The sequence below is a fragment of the Streptomyces sp. So13.3 genome, from assembly GCF_005860785.2.
GTDB lineage: Bacteria > Actinomycetota > Actinomycetes > Streptomycetales > Streptomycetaceae > Actinacidiphila > Actinacidiphila fildesensis.
Map to the genome: position 1 here is coordinate 6,772,987 of NZ_CP048835.1, position 18,758 is coordinate 6,791,744.

17 protein-coding genes and 1 riboswitch are annotated in these 18,758 nt (G+C 70.6%); of the genes, 11 read left to right on the plus strand and 6 right to left on the minus strand.

Features of this window, described 5'->3' with window-relative positions; genetic code table 11:
* Positions 1-35 precede the first annotated feature (35 nt).
* The 9 genes from rpsB to C8250_RS30435 all read left to right on the plus strand — a co-directional run bounded on the left by rpsB (position 36) and on the right by C8250_RS30435 (position 9,848).
* Complete coding sequence (gene rpsB, locus C8250_RS30395; protein ID WP_138356738.1) at positions 36-980, plus strand: 30S ribosomal protein S2; 945 nt, start codon at positions 36-38, stop codon at positions 978-980.
* A 98-nt stretch (positions 981-1,078) separates the two neighbouring features.
* Entirely contained in the window at positions 1,079-1,915 is an 837-nt protein-coding gene (tsf, locus tag C8250_RS30400) for a translation elongation factor Ts (protein WP_138356737.1), read from the plus strand.
* Between the two features lie 154 nt (positions 1,916-2,069).
* A complete protein-coding gene (gene pyrH, locus C8250_RS30405) occupies positions 2,070-2,867 on the plus strand; it encodes a UMP kinase (RefSeq protein WP_138356736.1) in 798 nt (265 codons plus the stop codon).
* 102 nt (positions 2,868-2,969) lie between these two features.
* Positions 2,970-3,527 carry a ribosome recycling factor gene (frr, locus tag C8250_RS30410; protein WP_138356740.1) on the plus strand — a complete coding sequence of 186 codons (558 nt, stop codon included), beginning with the start codon at positions 2,970-2,972 and terminating at the stop codon, positions 3,525-3,527.
* Between the two features lie 118 nt (positions 3,528-3,645).
* The gene (locus C8250_RS30415; RefSeq protein WP_138356735.1) at positions 3,646-4,632 is read left to right on the plus strand and encodes a phosphatidate cytidylyltransferase; all 987 of its coding nucleotides are present in this window, start codon (positions 3,646-3,648) and stop codon (positions 4,630-4,632) included.
* A gap of 30 nt (positions 4,633-4,662) precedes the next feature.
* Positions 4,663-5,769 (plus strand): 23S rRNA (adenine(2503)-C(2))-methyltransferase RlmN, encoded by a 1,107-nt coding sequence (gene rlmN, locus C8250_RS30420; RefSeq protein WP_138356734.1) that lies wholly within the window; start codon positions 4,663-4,665, stop codon positions 5,767-5,769.
* Positions 5,770-5,832: 63 nt separating this feature from the next.
* A riboswitch (TPP riboswitch) is annotated at positions 5,833-5,952 on the plus strand.
* Complete coding sequence (locus tag C8250_RS30425; protein WP_138356733.1) at positions 5,947-7,074, plus strand: thiamine ABC transporter substrate-binding protein; 1,128 nt, start codon at positions 5,947-5,949, stop codon at positions 7,072-7,074. It overlaps the preceding riboswitch by 6 nt.
* Positions 7,075-7,169: 95 nt before the next feature.
* The gene (locus C8250_RS30430; RefSeq protein WP_138356732.1) at positions 7,170-8,783 is read left to right on the plus strand and encodes an iron ABC transporter permease; all 1,614 of its coding nucleotides are present in this window, start codon (positions 7,170-7,172) and stop codon (positions 8,781-8,783) included.
* Complete coding sequence (locus C8250_RS30435; protein ID WP_138356731.1) at positions 8,784-9,848, plus strand: ABC transporter ATP-binding protein; 1,065 nt, start codon at positions 8,784-8,786, stop codon at positions 9,846-9,848. It abuts the gene before it with no gap.
* Here the strand turns inward: C8250_RS30435 and C8250_RS30440 are convergent.
* The 5 genes from C8250_RS30440 to C8250_RS30460 all read right to left on the minus strand — a co-directional run bounded on the left by C8250_RS30440 (position 9,831) and on the right by C8250_RS30460 (position 14,968).
* Positions 9,831-10,964 (minus strand): LOG family protein, encoded by a 1,134-nt coding sequence (locus tag C8250_RS30440; protein ID WP_138356730.1) that lies wholly within the window; start codon positions 10,962-10,964, stop codon positions 9,831-9,833. The two genes, C8250_RS30435 and C8250_RS30440, sit on opposite strands and share 18 nt — an antisense overlap.
* Before the next feature lie 40 nt (positions 10,965-11,004).
* Positions 11,005-12,165 (minus strand): hypothetical protein, encoded by a 1,161-nt coding sequence (locus C8250_RS30445; RefSeq protein ID WP_138356729.1) that lies wholly within the window; start codon positions 12,163-12,165, stop codon positions 11,005-11,007.
* Positions 12,147-12,875, minus strand: coding sequence for an ATP-binding cassette domain-containing protein (locus C8250_RS30450; RefSeq protein ID WP_138356728.1), 729 nt, complete (start codon positions 12,873-12,875; stop codon positions 12,147-12,149). Before C8250_RS30450 ends, C8250_RS30445 begins: the two co-directional genes overlap by 19 nt.
* 240 nt (positions 12,876-13,115) lie before the next feature.
* Positions 13,116-14,477, minus strand: a complete 1,362-nt coding sequence (locus C8250_RS30455; protein ID WP_138356727.1) for an aspartate aminotransferase family protein — start codon at positions 14,475-14,477, stop codon at positions 13,116-13,118.
* A 2-nt stretch (positions 14,478-14,479) separates the two neighbouring features.
* Positions 14,480-14,968 (minus strand): Lrp/AsnC family transcriptional regulator, encoded by a 489-nt coding sequence (locus C8250_RS30460; protein WP_138356726.1) that lies wholly within the window; start codon positions 14,966-14,968, stop codon positions 14,480-14,482.
* Positions 14,969-15,157: 189 nt separating this feature from the next.
* On the opposite strand from C8250_RS30460, the gene C8250_RS30465 reads away from it, so the two are divergent.
* Together C8250_RS30465 and C8250_RS30470 are read left to right on the plus strand one after the other, a co-directional pair.
* Positions 15,158-16,594: a gamma-aminobutyraldehyde dehydrogenase gene (locus tag C8250_RS30465; protein ID WP_138356725.1), complete on the plus strand. Its 1,437-nt coding sequence runs from the start codon at positions 15,158-15,160 to the stop codon at positions 16,592-16,594.
* Between the two features lie 158 nt (positions 16,595-16,752).
* Positions 16,753-17,925, plus strand: coding sequence for a spermidine/putrescine ABC transporter substrate-binding protein (locus tag C8250_RS30470; RefSeq protein WP_138356724.1), 1,173 nt, complete (start codon positions 16,753-16,755; stop codon positions 17,923-17,925).
* Here C8250_RS30470 and C8250_RS30475 read toward each other — a convergent pair.
* Positions 17,867-18,658 (minus strand): glycerophosphodiester phosphodiesterase, encoded by a 792-nt coding sequence (locus C8250_RS30475; RefSeq protein WP_244809455.1) that lies wholly within the window; start codon positions 18,656-18,658, stop codon positions 17,867-17,869. The two genes, C8250_RS30470 and C8250_RS30475, sit on opposite strands and share 59 nt — an antisense overlap.
* Positions 18,659-18,758: the final 100 nt, after the last annotated feature.

The window sequence follows — 18,758 nt, forward strand, 5'->3', positions numbered from 1 at the left end:
CCGCCGCGATAACCGAGTCCTCAAGGAGCGCGGCCATGGCCGTCGTCACGATGCGGGAGCTGCTGGAAAGCGGCGTCCACTTCGGTCACCAGACCCGTCGTTGGAACCCGAAGATGAAGCGTTTCATCTTCACGGAGCGCAACGGCATCTACATCATCGACCTGCTCCAGTCGCTGTCGTACATCGACCGCGCCTACGAGTTCGTCCGCGAGACCGTCGCCCACGGCGGCTCCATCATGTTCATCGGCACCAAGAAGCAGGCGCAGGAAGCCATCGCCGAGCAGGCCTCGCGCGTCGGCATGCCCTACGTCAACCAGCGGTGGCTGGGCGGCATGCTCACGAACTTCTCGACCGTCTACAAGCGCCTGCAGCGCCTGAAGGAGCTCGAGGAGATCGACTTCACGGATGTGGCCGCCTCCGGCCTCACCAAGAAGGAGCTCCTGGTCCTCTCCCGCGAGAAGGACAAGCTCGAGAAGACCCTCGGTGGTATCCGCGAGATGCAGAAGGTGCCCAGCGCCGTCTGGATCGTGGACACCAAGAAGGAGCACATCGCCGTCGGTGAGGCGCGCAAGCTGCGCATCCCGGTCGTCGCGATCCTCGACACCAACTGCGACCCCGACGAGGTCGACTACAAGATCCCGGGCAACGACGACGCGATCCGCTCCGTCACCCTGCTCACCCGTGTGATCGCCGACGCCGTCGCCGAGGGCCTCATCGCCCGCTCCGGTGCCGCCACCGGTGACAAGAAGGCCGAAGGCGCCGCCGAGCCGCTCGCCGAGTGGGAGCGCGAGCTCCTCGAGGGCGAGAAGGCCAAGGACGAGACCGAGGCTCCGGTCGAGACCGGTGCTGAGACCGAGGCCGTCGCCGACGCCGCGGCCGAGACCGTCGTCGAGGCTGTCGCCGAGGCCGAGGCCCCGGTGGCCGACGCCGCCGAGACCGTCGAGGCCCCGGCCGCCGACGCTGAGGCTGACAAGGCCTGAGGCTCCGCCTTCCAGTACGTGTGACGACGGCGGGGGCTCCGGCCCCCGCCGTTCACCCGTAGATCAACCGACTCTCATCGGGAAGAGACTCAACGACCATGGCGAACTACACCGCCGCTGACGTCAAGAAGCTCCGCGAGCTGACCGCCGCCGGCATGATGGACTGCAAGAACGCTCTCGTAGAGGCCGAAGGCGACCTGGACAAGGCCGTCGAGATCCTCCGTGTCAAGGGCCAGAAGGGCGTCACCAAGCGCGAAGGCCGTTCGGCCTCCAACGGTGCCGTCGTCTCCCTGATCGCCGAGGGTGCTTCCGAGGGCGTGCTCCTCGAGCTCAACTGCGAGACCGACTTCGTCGCGAAGGGTGACAAGTTCGTCACCGTCGCCGACGCGCTGGCCGCGCACGTCGCCGCCACCAAGCCCGCCGACCTCGAGACGCTGCTCGCGTCCGAGATCAAGGACGGCCAGACCGTCCAGGCGTTCGTCGACGAGGCCAACGCCACCCTCGGCGAGAAGATCGTGCTGAGCCGCTTCGCGCAGTTCACCGACGGCTACGTCGCCTCCTACCTGCACCGCACCAGCCCGGACCTGCCCCCGCAGGTCGGCGTGCTGGTCGAGCTGGACAAGGAGAACGCCGAGGTCGCGAAGGACGTCGCGCAGCACATCGCCGCGTTCTCGCCGCTCTTCCTGTCCCGCGAGGACATCCCCGCCGACGTGCTCGAGAACGAGCGCCGCGTGGCCGAGGCCACCGCGCGCGAGGAGGGCAAGCCGGAGGCCGCGCTCGCCCGCATCGTCGAGGGCCGTGTGACGGGCTACGTCAAGGAGAACTCCGTTCTCGAGCAGTCCTTCGCGAAGGACAGCAAGAAGACCGTCCAGAAGGTTCTGGACGAGGCCGGTGTCACGCTGAAGCGTTTCGCGCGCTTCCGCGTCGGTGTCTGAGCCAGCCAGCGAATGACCGACGACCCCGCTAGGGTCGGACGCGGTCGGCCGCCCGCCGGCCGACCGCAGTAGTGACGAGGAGGCCATTGCCGTAGAGGGAACCCATGTGGACCCACGGCAATGGCCTTCTTCGTACGCGCATGAGGAGATCTCCATGGATGAGGGCGCCGACAAGGCCGCCGACAAGGCCAGCGACTCCGGGACCGGCACCGCGTCCGGCACCGGGGTTCCGCGGAGCCGGTACCTGCTGAAGCTGTCCGGCGAGGCCTTCGCCGGAGGCGGCGGACTGGGCGTCGACCCGGACGTCGTCCACGCGATCGCCCGCGAGATCGCGGCCGTCGTCCAAGAGGGCTACGAGATCGCCATCGTCATCGGCGGCGGCAACTTCTTCCGTGGCGCGGAGCTCCAGCAGCGCGGCATGGACCGGGCCCGCTCGGACTACATGGGCATGCTCGGCACCGTCATGAACTGCCTCGCCCTCCAGGACTTCCTGGAGAAGGAAGGCATCGAGACCCGCGTGCAGACCGCCATCACGATGGGCCAGGTCGCCGAGCCGTACATCCCGCTGCGCGCCGTGCGGCACCTGGAGAAGGGCCGCGTCGTCATCTTCGGCGCCGGTATGGGCATGCCGTACTTCTCCACCGACACCACCGCCGCCCAGCGCGCCCTGGAGATCGACGCCCAGGCGCTGCTCATGGGCAAGAACGGGGTCGACGGGGTCTACGACTCCGACCCCAAGCACAACCCGGACGCGGTCAAGTACGACGCCTTGGAGTACAGCGAGGTCATCTCGCGGGACCTCAAGGTCGCCGACGCCACCGCGATCACCCTGTGCCGTGACAACAAGCTGCCGATCCTCGTCTTCGAGCTGCTCGCCGAGGGAAACATCTCGCGAGCCGTAAAGGGTGAGAAGATCGGCACGCTCGTCAACGACCAGGGCACGCGGGGCTAACCGCCCGCACCCGGGGATGGACAACAGGCTGCCGGTCGGACACCGTGCAGGAAAGACGCGCGCAGGGGCCAGGCTCTGCCTTCTGAAAACCAGGAGCACATGGTGATTGAAGAGACCCTCCTCGAGGCCGAGGAGAAGATGGAGAAGGCCGTCATCGTCGCGAAGGACGACTTCGCCGCGATCCGCACCGGCCGTGCGCACCCCGCGATGTTCAACAAGATCGTGGCCGAGTACTACGGCGCCATCACGCCCATCAACCAGCTGGCGTCCTTCTCGGTGCCGGAGCCCCGGATGGCCGTGGTCTCCCCGTTCGACGTCAGCGCGCTGCGCAACATCGAAGAGGCGATCCGCAACTCGGACCTCGGCGTCAACCCGAGCAACGACGGCCGCATCATCCGGGTGGTGTTCCCGCAGCTGACCGAGGAGCGCCGCAGGGACTACATCAAGGTCGCGCGGAGCAAGTCGGAGGACGCGAAGATCTCGATCCGCGCGATCCGCCGCAAGGCCAAGGAGACCCTCGACAAGCTCGTCAAGGACGGCGAGTCCGGTGAGGACGACGTGCGTCGCGCCGAGAAGGAGCTCGACGACACGACGAGCAAGTACACGGCCCAGATCGACGAGCTGCTCAAGCACAAGGAAGCCGAGCTGCTCGAGGTCTGACGGACCGCTGCGACACCGCGGTACGACCGTTCGTTCTCCCGGGGGGTGACCCCCGCACCCCCCGCCAGAACACCAGGCCGGACGCCTGGTCCGGAACAACAACGCGAGGCGAAACTCAGTGAACGACTCCTCCTGGAGTGCCACGCCGCGCTCCGGCCACTGGGAAACGCCGGCGGGGGGACCGGGCGACGGCTCGGCGGGTTTCGCGCAGGATGCGCTCGACGCAGCGCAGACTCGTCGTATGCCGCCTGAGCCGTCACCGGAACCGGAACCCGTCCCGCCCGTGAAGAAGTCCGCAGGTCGCAACCTGCGGGCCGCGATAGGGGTCGGCGTCGGCATGGGCGCGGTCATCGTCGCGTCGCTGTTCATCGTCAAGGCCGCCTTCGTCGGTGTGGTGGCGCTCGCCGTCGTCGTCGGCCTGTGGGAGCTCACCTCCCGGCTCGCGGAGAAGAAGTCCATCCGCATCCCGCTCGTACCGCTCGCGGTCGGCGGGGTCGCCATGGTCGTCGCGGGCTACGCGCGCGGCGCCGAGGGCGCGTGGGTCGCCATGGCGCTCACCTCGCTCGCCATCCTCGTCTGGCGGATGACCGAGCCGCCGGAGAACTACCTGCGGGATGTCACCGCCGGCATCTTCGCCGCCTTCTACGTGCCGTTCCTCGCCACCTTCGTGTCGATGATGCTCGCCGCGGACGACGGCCCCTGGCGGGTCCTCGTCTTCCTGCTGCTCACCGTGATCAGCGACACAGGCGCCTACGCCGTCGGCTGGCGCTTCGGCCGCCGCCTCCTCGCCCCGCGCATCAGCCCCGGCAAGACCCGCGCCGGCCTCTTCGGCGCCATCGCCTTCGCCATGACGGCCGGCGCCCTGTCGATGCAGTACCTGATCGACGACGGCAAATGGTGGCAGGGCCTGATCCTGGGCCTGGTCGCAGCGGTCAGCGCCACCCTCGGCGACCTCGGCGAATCCATGATCAAGCGCGACCTCGGCATCAAGGACATGGGCACCCTCCTCCCCGGCCACGGCGGCATCATGGACCGCCTCGACTCCCTCCTCCCCACGGCCCCGGTGGTCTGGCTGCTCATGGTCGTCTTCGTGGGGACCGGCTGACCTCCGCGCGTCTGCGACACTGGTAGGACCATGCCTGTACCCGGAGAACTCACCTTTGCCGTGCCGCGTGGGGCCAAGAAGCCCCCGCGGCACCTCGCCGACCTGACCCCTGCCGAGCGACGGGAGGCGGTTGTCGAGCTGGGCGAGAAGCCGTTCCGCGCCAAGCAGCTGTCGCAGCACTACTTCGCGCGGTACGACGACGACCGGGCCGCCTGGACGGATATTCCGGCGGCCTCGCGCGACAAGCTCGCGGACGGGCTGCTGCCCGAGATGATGTCGGTCGTGCGGCACATCAGCTGTGACGACGACACCACGCGCAAGACGCTGTGGCGGCTGTTCGACGGGACGCTCGTCGAGTCGGTGCTGATGCGGTACCCGGACCGGGTGACCATGTGCATCAGTTCGCAGGCGGGCTGCGGGATGAACTGCCCGTTCTGTGCGACCGGGCAGGCGGGGCTGGACCGGAACCTGTCGACGGCCGAGATCGTGCACCAGATCGTGGCCGGGATGAAGTCGCTGCGCGACGGCGAGATCCCCGGTGGTCCGGCCCGGCTGAGCAACATCGTGTTCATGGGCATGGGCGAGCCGCTGGCCAACTACAACCGCGTCATCGGCTCGATCCGCCGGCTGACGGACCCGGAGCCGGACGGGCTGGGGCTGTCGCAGCGCGGGATCACCGTGTCGACGGTCGGGCTGGTGCCGGCGATGCTGCGGTTCGCCGACGAGGGCTTCAAGTGCCGGCTCGCGGTGTCGCTGCACGCCCCGGACGACGAGCTGCGCGACACCCTGGTGCCGGTCAACACCCGCTGGAAGGTGCGCGAGGTGCTGGACGCCGCGTGGCACTACGCGGAGGTGTCCGGCCGCCGGATCTCCATCGAGTACGCGCTGATCAAGGACATCAACGACCAGGCGTGGCGGGCGGACCTGCTCGGGCGGCTGCTCAAGGGCAAGCGCGTGCATGTGAACCTCATCCCGCTCAACCCCACCCCGGGGTCCAAGTGGACGGCTTCGCGGCCGGAGGACGAGCGGGCGTTCGTGCGGATGCTGGAGTCGCACGGGGTGCCGGTGACCGTCCGTGACACGCGCGGCAGCGAGATCGACGGAGCGTGCGGGCAGCTGGCGGCCTCCGAAGGCTGAGACGCCTGCCGGGTGTCGGCGGGCGCGCTGCTATCGTGGCGCTCGTAGATTCGTACAAATGAACATTTCCGACAGGGGAGCGCACCAGCGCTGAGAGTGCGGCCACCGGCGAAGCCGGTGCGGCCGCAGACCCTCGGACCTGATCCGGGTAATGCCGGCGTAGGGAGTCAACCGCTCATGAACACCAACCTTCGGCGCGCCGCGACAGCGGTCGTGGCCACCGCCCTCGGCGCGACAGCGCTGGCCGCCTGTGGCGGCTCCGGCGACAAGGCCGACGGCTCGAAGACGGCGACGCCGTCGAAGACCGTCACCCTCGTCAGCCATGACTCCTTCGCCGCCTCGCCCGCGGTGCTGAAGGAGTTCACCAAGGAGACCGGCTACACCGTCAAGGTGCTGGCCGGCGGTGACGCGGGCGCGGCCGTGAACCAGGCGATCCTGTCGAAGGGGCACCCGCAGGGCGATGTCTTCTTCGGCGTCGACAACACGCTGCTGTCGAGGGCTCTCGACAACGACCTGTTCACGCCGTACGAGGCCAAGGGCCTGGACCAGGTCCCGGCGGCGCTGCAGCTCGACAAGGACAAGCACCGGGTCACCCCGGTCGACTCCGGCGACGTCTGCGTCAACTACGACCGCAAGTACTTCGCCGCGCACCAGCTGGCCGTGCCGGCGACCTTCGACGACCTGATCAAGCCGGAGTACAAGAACCTGCTGGTCACGGAGAACTCCGCGACGTCCTCGCCGGGCCTGGCCTTCCAACTCGGCACGATCGCGAAGTACGGCGATGGGGGCACCTCCCAGGGCGGAGCCTCTGGGGGAGGGTGGCAGGACTACTGGAAGAAGCTCAAGGCCAACGGCGTCGAGGTCGTCGACGGCTGGGAGCAGGCGTACAACGACCGCTTCTCCGGCTCGGCCGGCGGCAAGGGCAAGGGCGACAAGCCGCTCGTCGTCTCGTACGCCTCCAGCCCGCCCGCCGAGGTGCTGGGCGTCACGCCGCAGCCGGCCCAGGGGCCGACCGGTGTAGCGACCGGTACATGCTTCCGGCAGATCGAGTTCGCCGGGCTGCTCAAGGGCGGCAAGAACGACGCGGGTGGCAAGGCGCTGCTGGACTTCCTGCTGAGCAAGACGTTCCAGCAGGACATGCCGCTGCAGATGTTCGTGAACCCGGCCCGCCAGGACGCGGCGCTGCCCGCCGAGTTCACCAAGTACGGCGTGAAGATCGACGCCCCGCCCACCGTGGCGCCCGACGAGATCGCCAAGAACCGTGACCAGTGGGTCAAGACATGGTCCTCGCTCGTCCTGAAGTAGGGACTCCCGAAGCGGCTCCCGGGGAGCCGCGCCGCGGGACTCCGGCGAGGAGCCCGCGGCGCGCCCCGCGGGCCGCCGCGGTGCGGCTCGGTCTGATGGCGGTGCCCACCGCGTTCTTCGCGGTCTTCTTCGCCTACCCGGTGGCCGCCATCGTCACCCGGGGGCTGCGCGAGGGCGGCCGGTGGCGGTTCGGCCGGATCGGCGAGGTGCTGACCGACCCGGAGATCCTGCGGGTGCTGTGGTTCACCGCCTGGCAGGCGGTCGTCTCGACCGGGCTGACGCTGCTGGTCGCACTCCCGGCGGCGTATGTCTTCGCCCGCTTCGAGTTCCCGGGCAAGCGGCTGCTGCGGGCGGTGGTGGCGGTGCCGTTCGTGCTGCCCACGGTCGTGGTCGGCTCGGCGTTCCTGGCGCTGCTGGGCCGCGGCGGCATGCTCGACGACCTGTGGGGCGTCCGGCTGGACACCACCGTGTGGGCGATCCTGCTCGCTCACGTCTTCTTCAACTTCGGCGTCGTCGTCCGGTCCGTCGGCGGTCTGTGGTCGCAGCTCGACCCGCGCCAGGAGGAGGCCGCCCGGGTCCTGGGCGCCGGCCGCTTCGAGGCCTGGCGCCGGGTGACGCTGCCGGCGCTGGGACCGGCCGTGGCCGCCGCCGCGCTGATGGTCTTCCTCTTCACCTTCACGTCCTTCGGCGTGATCCAGATCCTCGGCGGGCCGAAGTACTCCACGCTGGAAGTGGAGATCTACCAGCAGACCGCGCAGTTCCTCGACCTGCCGACGGCCGCCGTCCTCACCCTCGTGCAGTTCGCGGCGGTCGCCACGATCCTCGCGCTGCACGCGTGGACGGTGCGCCGCCGGGAGAGCACGCTCAAGCTCGTCGACGCCGCGCACACCTCGCGGCGCCCGCGCGGCGCCGCCCAATGGGCGCTGCTGTGGGCGGTGCTGGCCGTCATCGTGCTGCTGATCCTGGTGCCGCTCGGCGTCCTGGTGGCGCGTTCGCTGGACGGGCCCGACGGCTACGGCCTCACCTTCTACCGGGCGCTGCTCTCGGTCCCGGAGACCGGCGGCACCTTCGTCGTCGCGCCCATCGAGGCGGTCTGGAACTCCCTGCAGTACGCGGCGGTGGCCACGCTCATCGCGCTGCTGGTGGGCGGCCTCGCCGCCGCCGCGCTGACCCGGCGCGCGGGCAGGCTGGTGCGGGGCTTCGACGCGCTGCTGATGCTGCCGCTGGGCACCTCGGCGGTGACCGTCGGCTTCGGCTTCCTCATCACCCTCGACGAGCCCCCGCTGGATCTGCGGTCGACGTGGCTGCTGGTGCCGCTGGCGCAGGCGCTGGTCGGTGTGCCGTTCGTGGTCCGCACGATGCTGCCCGTGCTGCGCGCGGTCGACGAACGGCTGCGGGAGGCGGCAGCGGTGCTGGGCGCCTCGCCGTGGCGCGCCTGGCGCGAGGTGGACCTGCCGCTGGTGCGGCGCGCGCTGCTGATCGCGGCGGGCTTCGCGTTCGCCGTCTCGCTCGGCGAGTTCGGCGCGACCGTCTTCATCGCGCGGCCCGACAACCCGACCCTGCCGGTGGCGGTGGCCCGGCTCCTCGGGCGTGCCGGGGAGCTCAACTACGGGCAGGCGATGGCCCTGAGCACCGTTCTGATGCTGGTGTGCGCGGGCGCGCTGCTGGCACTGGAGCGGCTGCGCACCGACCGTTCAGGAGAGTTCTAGATGACGCAGTCCTCCACTCCGCTGCTGCGGCTCGACGGTGTGACGGTCCGCTTCGGGGAGCGCGCGGCGCTCGACGCCGTGGACCTGGAGGTCGTCGCGCACGAGACGGTGTGCGTCCTGGGCCCCAGCGGCAGCGGCAAGTCCACCCTGCTGCGGGCGGTGGCCGGGCTGCAGGCGGTGGACGCCGGCCGGGTGCTGCTGGACGGCCGTGACCAGGCGGGCGTTCCCACCCACCGGCGCGGTCTCGGCCTGATGTTCCAGGACCACCAGCTGTTCCCGCAGCGGGACGTCGGCGGCAACGTCGCCTTCGGACTGCGGATGCGGGGGACCCGGCGCGACGAGGTGGACCGCACGGTCGCCGGACTGCTCGACATGGTGGGCCTGCCGGGTGCGCAGCGGCGGGCCATCGCCGCGCTGTCCGGCGGGGAGCAGCAGCGCGTCGCGCTGGCGCGCGCGCTGGCCCCCGAGCCGAAGCTGCTGATGCTGGACGAGCCGCTCGGCCAGCTCGACCGCGGGCTGCGCGAGCGGCTCGTCGTCGAACTGCGCCAGCTGTTCGGCCGGCTCGGCACGACGGTGCTGGCCGTCACCCACGACCAGGGCGAGGCGTTCGCGCTCGCCGACCGGGTCGTGGTCATGCGCGACGGTCTGATCGCGCAGACCGGCACCCCGCTGGAGGTGTGGCAGCGGCCCGCCTCCGAGTTCGTCGCCCGCTTCCTCGGCTTCGACAACGTCGTCGAGGCGACCGTGCACGGCGAGGCGGCCGACACCCCCTGGGGCAAGGTGCCGGTGCAGCCCGGCGCGCCCCAGGGGCCGTGCCGGCTGCTGGTCCGCCCCGCCGGGGTGCGGCTGACCGGCGTCCGCGACGGGCTGCCCTGCACGGTGACGGCCAGGACGTTCCGCGGCGACCTGGTCACCCTGCTGCTGCGCCCGGCGGACGGGCCGCCGCTGGAGGCGGCCTGCTCGCTGCGGGACGCCCCGGAGGCCGGTACCGAGGTGGGTGTCACCTTCACCGCTCAGGACGTCGTGGTCCTCAGCGTCCAGCCGGGCTCATCGACCGGTAACTGACGCGGTGAGCCGGGCCAGCGCCTCCGGCGCCTCGTCGACGGAGTCGACCAGGGCGATACGGGCAGCCATCGGGCGGTCCTTCGCCAGTGCTTCGAGCAGTGGCCAGGTGGGCAGGTCACGGGTCCAGTGCTCGCGGTTCACCAGCACCATCGGGGTCGGGACGCCCCGGGACTCGTAGTAGTTCGGCGTAGCGTTGTCGAAGATCTCCTGGACGGTGCCGGCCGCGCCCGGCAGGAAGATCACGCCGGCGGTGCAACGCGCCAGCAGACCGTCCTCGCGGACCGCGTTGGCGAAGTACTTGGCGATGTGCGAGGCGAACGCGTTCGGCGGCTCGTGCCCGTAGAACCAGGTGGGGATGCCGACGGACGCGCCGCCGTCCGGCCAGCGCTCCCGGACGGCGAACGCGGCCGACGCCCAGTCGCCGATCGACGGGGTGAACAACGGCGCCTTCGCCACGATCCGCAGCGCCTCGCCGAGCACCTCGTCCCCGAACGGGGCCGTGTAGGCACCCAGGTTCGCCGCCTCCATGGCGCCCGGGCCGCCCCCGGTGGCGACGGTCAGTCCCGAGCGGGCGAGCGTCCGGCCGAGGAGGGCGGCGCCCGCGTACGCGTCCTTGCCGCGCGCCATCGCGTGGCCGCCCATGACACCGACCACCCGTTCACCGGTGAGCAGTTCGTCGAGCGCGTCCGAGACGGCGTCGTCGTGGATGCTGCGCAGCATCGACGCGAGTATGTCGCCGCCGGCCCTGGTCCGCTGGAACCACTCGTAGGCGCGGGCGTCCGGAGTCGTTTCGTACCCGGCGGGCAGCCCTTCGTAGAGCGCTTCGGGGGTGTACAGCGTGCCCCGGTACGGATCGAACGGAAGGTACGGGACCGGCGGGAACACCATCGCCCCGCACGCCCGGACATGTGCGAGCGCAGCGGGCTCCATGGGGCAGCCCAGGAACACCGCCCCCACCGGGTCCAGGGCCAGCAGCGCGGCCGTACGGTCCGTCAGATCGACGGCCTGCAGCCGGTATCCGGCGAGCGAACCGGTGGCGGCCACCCGGTCGAACTCCGCGGGCGATTCGATCTCGTGGTCAGGGGCGCCGCTCTGCGGCGTGGAGTCGGTCAGCACCGCTGCACCCTAGCGGCAGGCACCGAACGCGCGACACGGTCTAGACCGCCAGCGGGGACGCCGCGAGTTGCGCGATGAGGACGGTCAGCGGGATGACGACCACCAGCACCACCGCACAGCGCAGTCCGGCGGCGGCGCGCAGCAGGCTCGCGGGGACGCCGAGCTGGACGAGGGCGGCGGTGGAGTGCTCGCGGGTGCGGCGGGCTTCGAGCGCGGCGGTGAGCACGGTCCCGAGCGCGCAGATCGTGATCAGGGCGGCGGCGAGGCCGGTGAGCGGGCCGAGTTCGCGGTCGCCGGTGCCGTAGAGCTCCAGGGCGGCCAGCGCCCCGGCCGTGACGGCGCACAGTACGCCGACCGGGCGGCCGATCCGGGGCGACTCCTCCTGGAGGGTGCGGCCCGCGAGCAGCCGCAGGGCGCCAGGGCGGTGGAGGGCCAGCAGACGTCCGCAGGCGTGGACGAGGCCGGGACCGGCCAGGACCATGCCGGCCGCGGTCAGCGCCCAGCCGGCCAGCACGGTGGGGGCGGCGCTGCCGAGGCCGCCGGGCAGCGGCAGCAGGTCCGTCGCGGTCGAGCGGCTCAGGTTGTCGGCGGTCACCTCGATGGCGAGACCGATGGCGGTGAGCGCGGCGCCCCACGGCAGGCCGGCGGGGGCGGTCACCGCGGAGAGGGTGCCCGGGTCCTCCGCGTCGGCCGACGCCGGAGCCGAGGGGGCGGCCCGGCGCGGCCACAGGCTGGCGGCGCTGGCCGCCGCGGCGAGCAGCGGTACGGCGGCGAGCAGCGTCAGCGCGCCCGCGACGGGCAGCGGACGGTCCGAGCCGAACGCGTCGGGGGCCGTTCCGCCGCGCACCTCAAGGAAGACCAGCAGGGCGACGACACTGCCCAGCGCGCACGACAGTGCGGTGGTCGCGGCGGCCAGCAGCGGCACCCCGCCGCGGCCGAGACCGGCCGCGGCGAGCCCGGAGTGCAGCCGTCCGCTGGGCTCGGACCGGGAGACGGTCACCGAGAGCTGCAGGGCGGCGGCGAACGGGACCACGCACCAGGCGAGCCGGGCGCCGGCCGCCGACGGGTTCCCGGGGTGCCCCATGGCGTAGCCGAGCGCGGCCAGCAGCAGAAAGCCGGTACCCGCGGACGTGGCGGCGACCAGCAGCCGGCGGAGCAGGACCGTGGGGGCGGATCCGCGGGCTACACGGAGGCTGAGCACGACGCGGCACCCTCCCGGTCCTGGGCGGGCATGGCGGCCGCCGGCCGCCCGTCGACCAGGGTGATGACCCGGTCGGCCACGGCGGCGACCTCGGGATCGATGGTGGCGAGCACCACGGTGATGCCGTGCGAACGCGCGGCGCTGGTCAGCATCCGCAGGACCTGGGCGCGGTCCGCGCGGTGCAGCGGCGCGGTGGGCTCGTCGGCGAAGACGATTTCGGGGAGGGTGACCAGGGCGCGGGCGATGGCCACCCGCTGGCGCTGCGCCTGGAGCAGTTCTGCGGGCCGTTTGCGGGCCACCGAGCCGACGTCGAGGCGGTCCAGCCACTCCTGTGCGGTGGTCTTGGCCGTGCGGTGCGGAATGCCGCAGAGCAGCAGCGGCAGGGCGGCGTTCTCCCGGGCGGTGAGTTCCGGCAGCAGCTGCGGGGTGCCGCCGATCCAGCCGAAGCGGTCGCGGCGCAGCCGCTCGCGCGCGGCCAGCGGGAGGGTGTGCACCGGTGCGCTGTTGAACCACACCTCGCCCTGGTCGGGCAGCAACTGCCCGGCCAGGCAGCGCAGCAGGGTCGTCTTGCCGGAGCCGCGCGGTCCCAGCAGGCCGAGGATCTCGCCCTCGCGCACACCCAGCGAGACGCCGAGCAGCGCGGGAGAGCCCTGGAAGGAGTGGCGCAGGGCGCGGGCCCAGAGCACATCGTTGTCGGGCGGGGCCACCATTGCCGATTACCTCCGCGAGTCGTTCCCCCTGGCTCGGTCAACGAATGCGGGGGAGACCGGTCACTGCGTTGGCAGGCTAAGGATTTCCCGGACCCGATCGGGTGAGCCACGGCGCCGGGGTCGCCCGAACGGCCGCATATGACGTCTCGTCCCAGGAGCTGACCCCGGAAACGCGGCGGCGCGCCGGGCGGACCCCCGTAGGGGCCGCCCGGCGCGCCGGGGTGGATCACCGCGAAGCGGTCAGAGCTTGGTCCACGCCTCGGTGAGGACGGCGCGGAGGATGCCCTCGATCTCGTCGAAGGTCTCCTGGGTGGAGATCAGCGGCGGAGCGAGCTGGACGACCGGGTCGCCCCGGTCGTCGGCCCGGCAGTACAGACCGTTCTCGAAGAGCGCCTTCGACAGGAAGCCGTACAGGACGCGCTCGGTCTCCTCGTCCGTGAAGGACTCCTTGGTGACCTTGTCCTTGACGAGCTCGATGCCGTAGAAGAAGCCGTTGCCGCGGACGTCGCCGACGATCGGCAGGTCGTGCAGCTTCTTCAGCGTGTTGAAGAACGCGTCCTCGTTGTCGAGCACGTGCTGGTTGAGGCCCTCGCGCTCGAAGATGTCGAGGTTCGCGATGCCGACCGCCGCGGAGACCGGGTGCCCGCCGAACGTGTAGCCGTGCAGGAAGGTGTTGTCACCCTTGTAGAACGGCTCGGCCAGCTTGTCGGAGATGATGCAGGCGCCGATCGGGGAGTAGCCCGAGGTCATGCCCTTGGCGCAGGTGATCATGTCCGGGATGTAGTCGAACTTGTCGCACGCGAACATGGTGCCGAGGCGGCCGAAGGCGCAGATGACCTCGTCGGAGACGAGCAGCACGTTGTACTTGTCGCAGATCTCGCGGACCCGCTGGAAGTACCCGGGCGGCGGCGGGAAGCAGCCGCCGGCGTTCTGCACCGGCTCCAGGAAGACACAGGCGACGGTCTCCGGGCCCTCGAACAGGATCTCCTGCTCGATCTGGTCGGCGCAGTACCGGCCGTAGGCCTCCGGGTCGTCGCCGAAGATCGGGGAGCGGTAGATGTTGGTGTTGACCACCTTGTGCGCACCGGGGACCAGCGGCTCGAAGGGAGCCTTGAGGGCCGGCAGGCCGGTGATCGACAGGGCGCCCTGCGGGGTGCCGTGGTAGGCGACCGCGCGGGAGATGACCTTGTACTTGGTCGGCTCACCCGTGAGCTTGAAGTACTGCTTGGCGAGCTTCCAGGCGGTCTCGACCGCCTCACCGCCACCGGTGGTGAAGAAGACCTTGTTCAGGTCGCCGGGGGCGTAGTTCGCCAGCCGCTCGGCCAGTTCCACGGCCTTGGGGTGGGCGTACGACCAGATGGGGAAGAAGGCCAGTTCCTGGGCCTGCTTGTACGCGGTCTCGGCGAGCTCGTGGCGGCCGTGACCGGCGTTGACCACGAACAGCCCGGAGAGGCCGTCGAGGTACTTCTTGCCCTTGTCGTCGTAGATGTACGTGCCCTCGCCGCGCACGATGGTCGGCACAGGGGCGTTCTCGTACGACGACATGCGGGTGAAGTGCATCCACAGGTGGTCGTACGCGGTCTTCGAGAGGTCCGCGTTCATGGCTATCTGGTTCCCCAGGTGTAGGTCTGCTTCCGGAGCTTCAGGTAAACGAAACTCTCGGTGGTCCGCACGCCGGGCAGGGCGCGGATCCGCTTGTTGATCATTTCCAGCAGGTGGTCGTCGTCCTCGCAGACGATCTCGATCAGCAGATCGAAGGAACCCGCCGTGATGACGACGTACTCGACCTCGCCCATCTCGGCGAGGGCGTCGGCGACCGGTTCTATGTCGCCCTCGACGTTGATGCCGACCATCGCCTGCCGCCGGAATCCGACGGTGAGCGGGTCGGTCACGGCGACGATCTGCATGACCCCCTGGTCCTGCAGTTTCTGGACGCGCTGCCGTACGGCCGCCTCGGAGAGGCCTACGGCCTTGCCGATCGCGGCGTAGGGCCTGCGCCCGTCCTCCTGGAGCTGCTCGATGATCGCCTTGGAGACGGAGTCGAGCACTCCGGAGCCGGTGGTGCTCTTCGGATCCGTACTACGAGTGGCCACGAGTCCCACTGTGCAGGAGAGGTCGACGGTCCCGCAACCCCTGAACGATGAAATTCGTGGTTCTGGTGCTCGAATCTCACTGATTCCATCGTTCTGGGGATCTGGGTATGTCGAACACGGCAGTGATGCGACTAGGCTCGATTACTCTGGAAGCGTCTCACCCATCGGACACAGGACAGGAGAGGTGCAGTGAGCGAGCTCAAGCGTCTGCGCAACTACATCAATGGAGAGTTCCGCGACGCCGCCGACGGGCGGACCACGGATGTGGTGAACCCTGCCACCGGTGAGGTCTACGCCACCGCGCCGCTGTCCGCCGCCGCCGACGTCGACGCCGCCATGGCCGCCGCCGAGGCGGCGTTCCCGGCCTGGCGCGACGCCACTCCCTCGGTACGCCAGCGGGCCCTGCTGAAGGTCGCCGACGCGATCGAGGCACGGGCGGACGAGCTGGTCGCGGTGGAGAGTGAGAACACCGGCAAGCCGCTCGGCCTCACCGCCAGCGAGGAACTGCCGCCGATGGTCGACCAGATCCGCTTCTTCGCGGGTGCGGCCCGACTGCTCGAGGGCCGCTCCGCCGGCGAGTACATGGAGGGCATGACCTCCATCGTCCGCCGCGAGCCGGTCGGCGTCTGCGCGCAGGTCGCGCCGTGGAACTACCCGATGATGATGGCCGTCTGGAAGTTCGCCCCGGCGATCGCCGCGGGCAACACCGTCGTCCTCAAGCCGTCGGACACCACCCCTGCCTCGACGGTGCTGCTCGCCGAGATCCTCGGCGAGGTGCTGCCCAAGGGCGTGTTCAACGTCGTCTGCGGCGACCGCGAGACCGGCCGCGCCATGGTCGAGCACAAGGTCCCGGCGATGGCCTCCATCACCGGTTCCGTCCGGGCCGGCATGCAGGTCGCCGAGAGCGCCGCCAAGGACGTCAAGCGCGTCCACCTGGAGCTCGGCGGCAAGGCGCCCGTGGTGGTCTTCGGCGACGCCGACATCGCCAAGGCGGTCGAGGACATCTCGGTCGCGGGCTTCTTCAACGCCGGCCAGGACTGTACGGCCGCCACCCGCGTGCTCGTCCACGAGTCGATCCACGACGAGTTCACCACCGCGCTCGCCAAGGCCGCCGCCGACACCAAGACCGGCGCCGCGGACGACGAGGACGTGCTCTACGGCCCGCTGAACAACGCCAACCAGCTCGCCCAGGTCAGCGGCTTCATCGAGCGGCTGCCGGCACACGCCAAGGTCGAGGCGGGCGGCCACCGGGTCGGCGACAAGGGCTACTTCTACGCCCCGACCGTCGTCTCCGGCCTCAAGCAGGACGACGAGATCATCCAGAACGAGGTCTTCGGACCGGTCATCACCATCCAGCCCTTCACCGACGAGGAGCAGGCCGTCGAGTACGCCAACGGCGTCGAGTTCGCCCTCGCCTCCTCGGTGTGGACCAAGGACCACGGCCGCGCGATGCGGATGTCCAAGCGTCTCGACTTCGGCTGTGTGTGGATCAACACCCACATCCCGCTGGTCGCCGAGATGCCGCACGGCGGCTTCAAGAAGTCCGGCTACGGCAAGGACCTCTCCGCCTACGGCTTCGAGGACTACACCCGCATCAAGCACGTCATGACGTCCCTGGACGGCTGACCCGCCCCTGCCCCAGCGGCACCCCGGCCCCGGACGCGCACGCCGCGTCCGGGGCCGTCGCACGTCCCGGCCGCGAGACACAGTGTCAGGCAGTTGGGGGGTACGGCTGACGGATCGCTCGTTGCCCCGGGCATCCGGCGGAAGGGAGGGTGTGCCGCATGAGTGATCTCTCCCGTCGTTCGGTGCTGCGTGGATTCGGGCTGGCAGGGCTGCTGGCAGCCGCCTCGGCATGCGGTGTACCGCCGGCGCACATAGACGCGGCGGACCGGGCGGCCCGCGACCGTTCGGCGCAGGACAAGAAGCTGAACTTCGCGAACTGGCCGCTCTACATCGACGTCGACGAGAAGAACGCGCAGAAGCGTCCGACCCTCGACGCCTTCACCGCGCGCAGCGGGATCAAGGTCCAGTACACCGAGGAGATCAACGACAACGACGAGTTCTTCGGGAAGATCAGCCCGGCCCTCATGAACCACCAGGACATCGGCCGCGACCTGATCGTCGTCAGCGACTGGATGGCCGCGCGGTACGTACGCCTGGGCTGGGTGCAGCAGATGGACCGCTCCCGGCAGCCCAACGTCACCAAGTACCTCGACCCGTTGCTGCGGAACCCCGCCTTCGACCGGGGCCGCCGGTCCGCCGTGCCGTGGCAGTCCGGGATCACCGGCATCGCCTACAACAAGAAGGCGCTCGGCCGCGAGATCAAGCACGTGTCGGACCTGTGGGCCCCGGACCTCAAGGGGAAGGTGACGCTGCTGTCCGGGATGGACGAGGCGTTCGCGCTGCTCATGCAGGGACAGGGCGTCGACGTCGCCAAGTGGACGGCGGACGACTTCCACCGGATGACGGACCAGGTGGCTTCTCTGGTGCGCAGCAAGCAGATCCGGCGCTTCACCGGCAACGACTACACCAAGGACCTGTCGTCCGGCGATGTGCTGGCCTGCCAGGCGTACTCGGGCGATGTCGTCCAACTGCAGTCCGACAACCCGGACATCGAGTTCGTGGTGCCCCAGGAGGGCGCGGAACTGTGGGCCGAGAGCCTGATGATCCCGAACCTGGCCGAGCACAAGAGCAACGCCGAGGCGCTCGTCGACTATTACTACGACCCCGAGGTCGCGGCCGAACTCGCCGCCTACGTCAACTACGTCTGCCCGGTGCCGGCCGCACGCGATGTGCTCGCCTCGTCCAAGGACGAGGACACCGCAGCCCTCGCCGAGGACCCGCTGATCTTCCCGGACGACGAGATGCGCAAGCGGCTCGTGGTGGCCCGCGACATCACGCCGGAGGAGCGCCCGGAGTTCGAGAACCGGTGGAACCTGATCGTCGGCCTGTGATCAGGGCCGGTGATCCGGGCGGGCCGTCGAGGAGTCCGCGCAGGACGTCCAGGCGGTTGGTGGTGACCGAGTCGACGCCGAGGCCGAGCAGCCGCGCCATGGTGCGGCGCAGGTCGGCGGTCCAGGCCGCCACGAGCAGCTCCCGCTCGTGCGCCCAGCGGACCAGCGGCGGATCGATCAGCCCGAACCGCAGATTGATCCACCGCGGCCGGACGGCGTCGAGCAGTGCCTGCCCGGGCAGCGCCGAGGTCTTCCAGGTCAGGGCGATCTCGGCGGCCGGGTCGTGCCGCCGCACGGCGAGCATGGCGCCGGCCTCGCCGCAGTAGTACGCGCGGGACTCCGCTCCCGCGTCCCGTACGGCGGCCACCGAGGGCCCGGCCTGGTCCGCGGCGGTCAGGTCGAGCAGCGCCCGGCCGGTCCCGTGCCCGGTGACGGCGGTCAGCGCGTCGTGCAGCGTCGGCACGCCGCCGGCCGTGCGCCGCCGCACCTCCTCGGCGGTGAGTTCGGCGACGGCGTCCCGGTGCCCCCACAGCCGCTTCAGCGTCGGGTCGTGCAGGAGCACGGGGACGCCGTCGCGGGTGAGGCGCACGTCGATCTCCACCGCGTCGGCGCCCGCCCGCAGGGCGGAGCGCAGCGACGGCAGGGTGTTCTCGCGGTGGTGGAACGGGTCGCCGCGATGGGCGACGGCTAGGCCCTGTCCGACCCATCCCGCCTGGCCCGGAGCGCCTGGCACGCGCGCGCTCCCCCAGCTACCGCTGGGAGGTGCCCCCAGTTGTCGGCTCATCCACGTACGCCCGGTACGAGGATGACCCTCCGCCTTGCGATCGCACGCA

What these genes read in the sequence shown, in the direction of transcription:
- pyrH (WP_138356736.1), top strand. Translation starts at nt 2,070, where the DNA reads ATGGATGAGGGCGCCGACAAGGCCGCCGACAAGGCCAGCGACTCCGGG.
- tsf (WP_138356737.1), top strand. Translation starts at nt 1,079, where the DNA reads ATGGCGAACTACACCGCCGCTGACGTCAAGAAGCTCCGCGAGCTGACC.
- C8250_RS30455 (WP_138356727.1), bottom strand. Translation starts at nt 14,477, where the DNA reads ATGAACGCGGACCTCTCGAAGACCGCGTACGACCACCTGTGGATGCAC.
- rlmN (WP_138356734.1), top strand. Translation starts at nt 4,663, where the DNA reads ATGCCTGTACCCGGAGAACTCACCTTTGCCGTGCCGCGTGGGGCCAAG.
- rpsB (WP_138356738.1), top strand. Translation starts at nt 36, where the DNA reads ATGGCCGTCGTCACGATGCGGGAGCTGCTGGAAAGCGGCGTCCACTTC.
- C8250_RS30450 (WP_138356728.1), bottom strand. Translation starts at nt 12,875, where the DNA reads ATGGTGGCCCCGCCCGACAACGATGTGCTCTGGGCCCGCGCCCTGCGC.
- C8250_RS30470 (WP_138356724.1), top strand. Translation starts at nt 16,753, where the DNA reads ATGAGTGATCTCTCCCGTCGTTCGGTGCTGCGTGGATTCGGGCTGGCA.
- C8250_RS30435 (WP_138356731.1), top strand. Translation starts at nt 8,784, where the DNA reads ATGACGCAGTCCTCCACTCCGCTGCTGCGGCTCGACGGTGTGACGGTC.
- C8250_RS30430 (WP_138356732.1), top strand. Translation starts at nt 7,170, where the DNA reads ATGGCGGTGCCCACCGCGTTCTTCGCGGTCTTCTTCGCCTACCCGGTG.
- C8250_RS30425 (WP_138356733.1), top strand. Translation starts at nt 5,947, where the DNA reads ATGAACACCAACCTTCGGCGCGCCGCGACAGCGGTCGTGGCCACCGCC.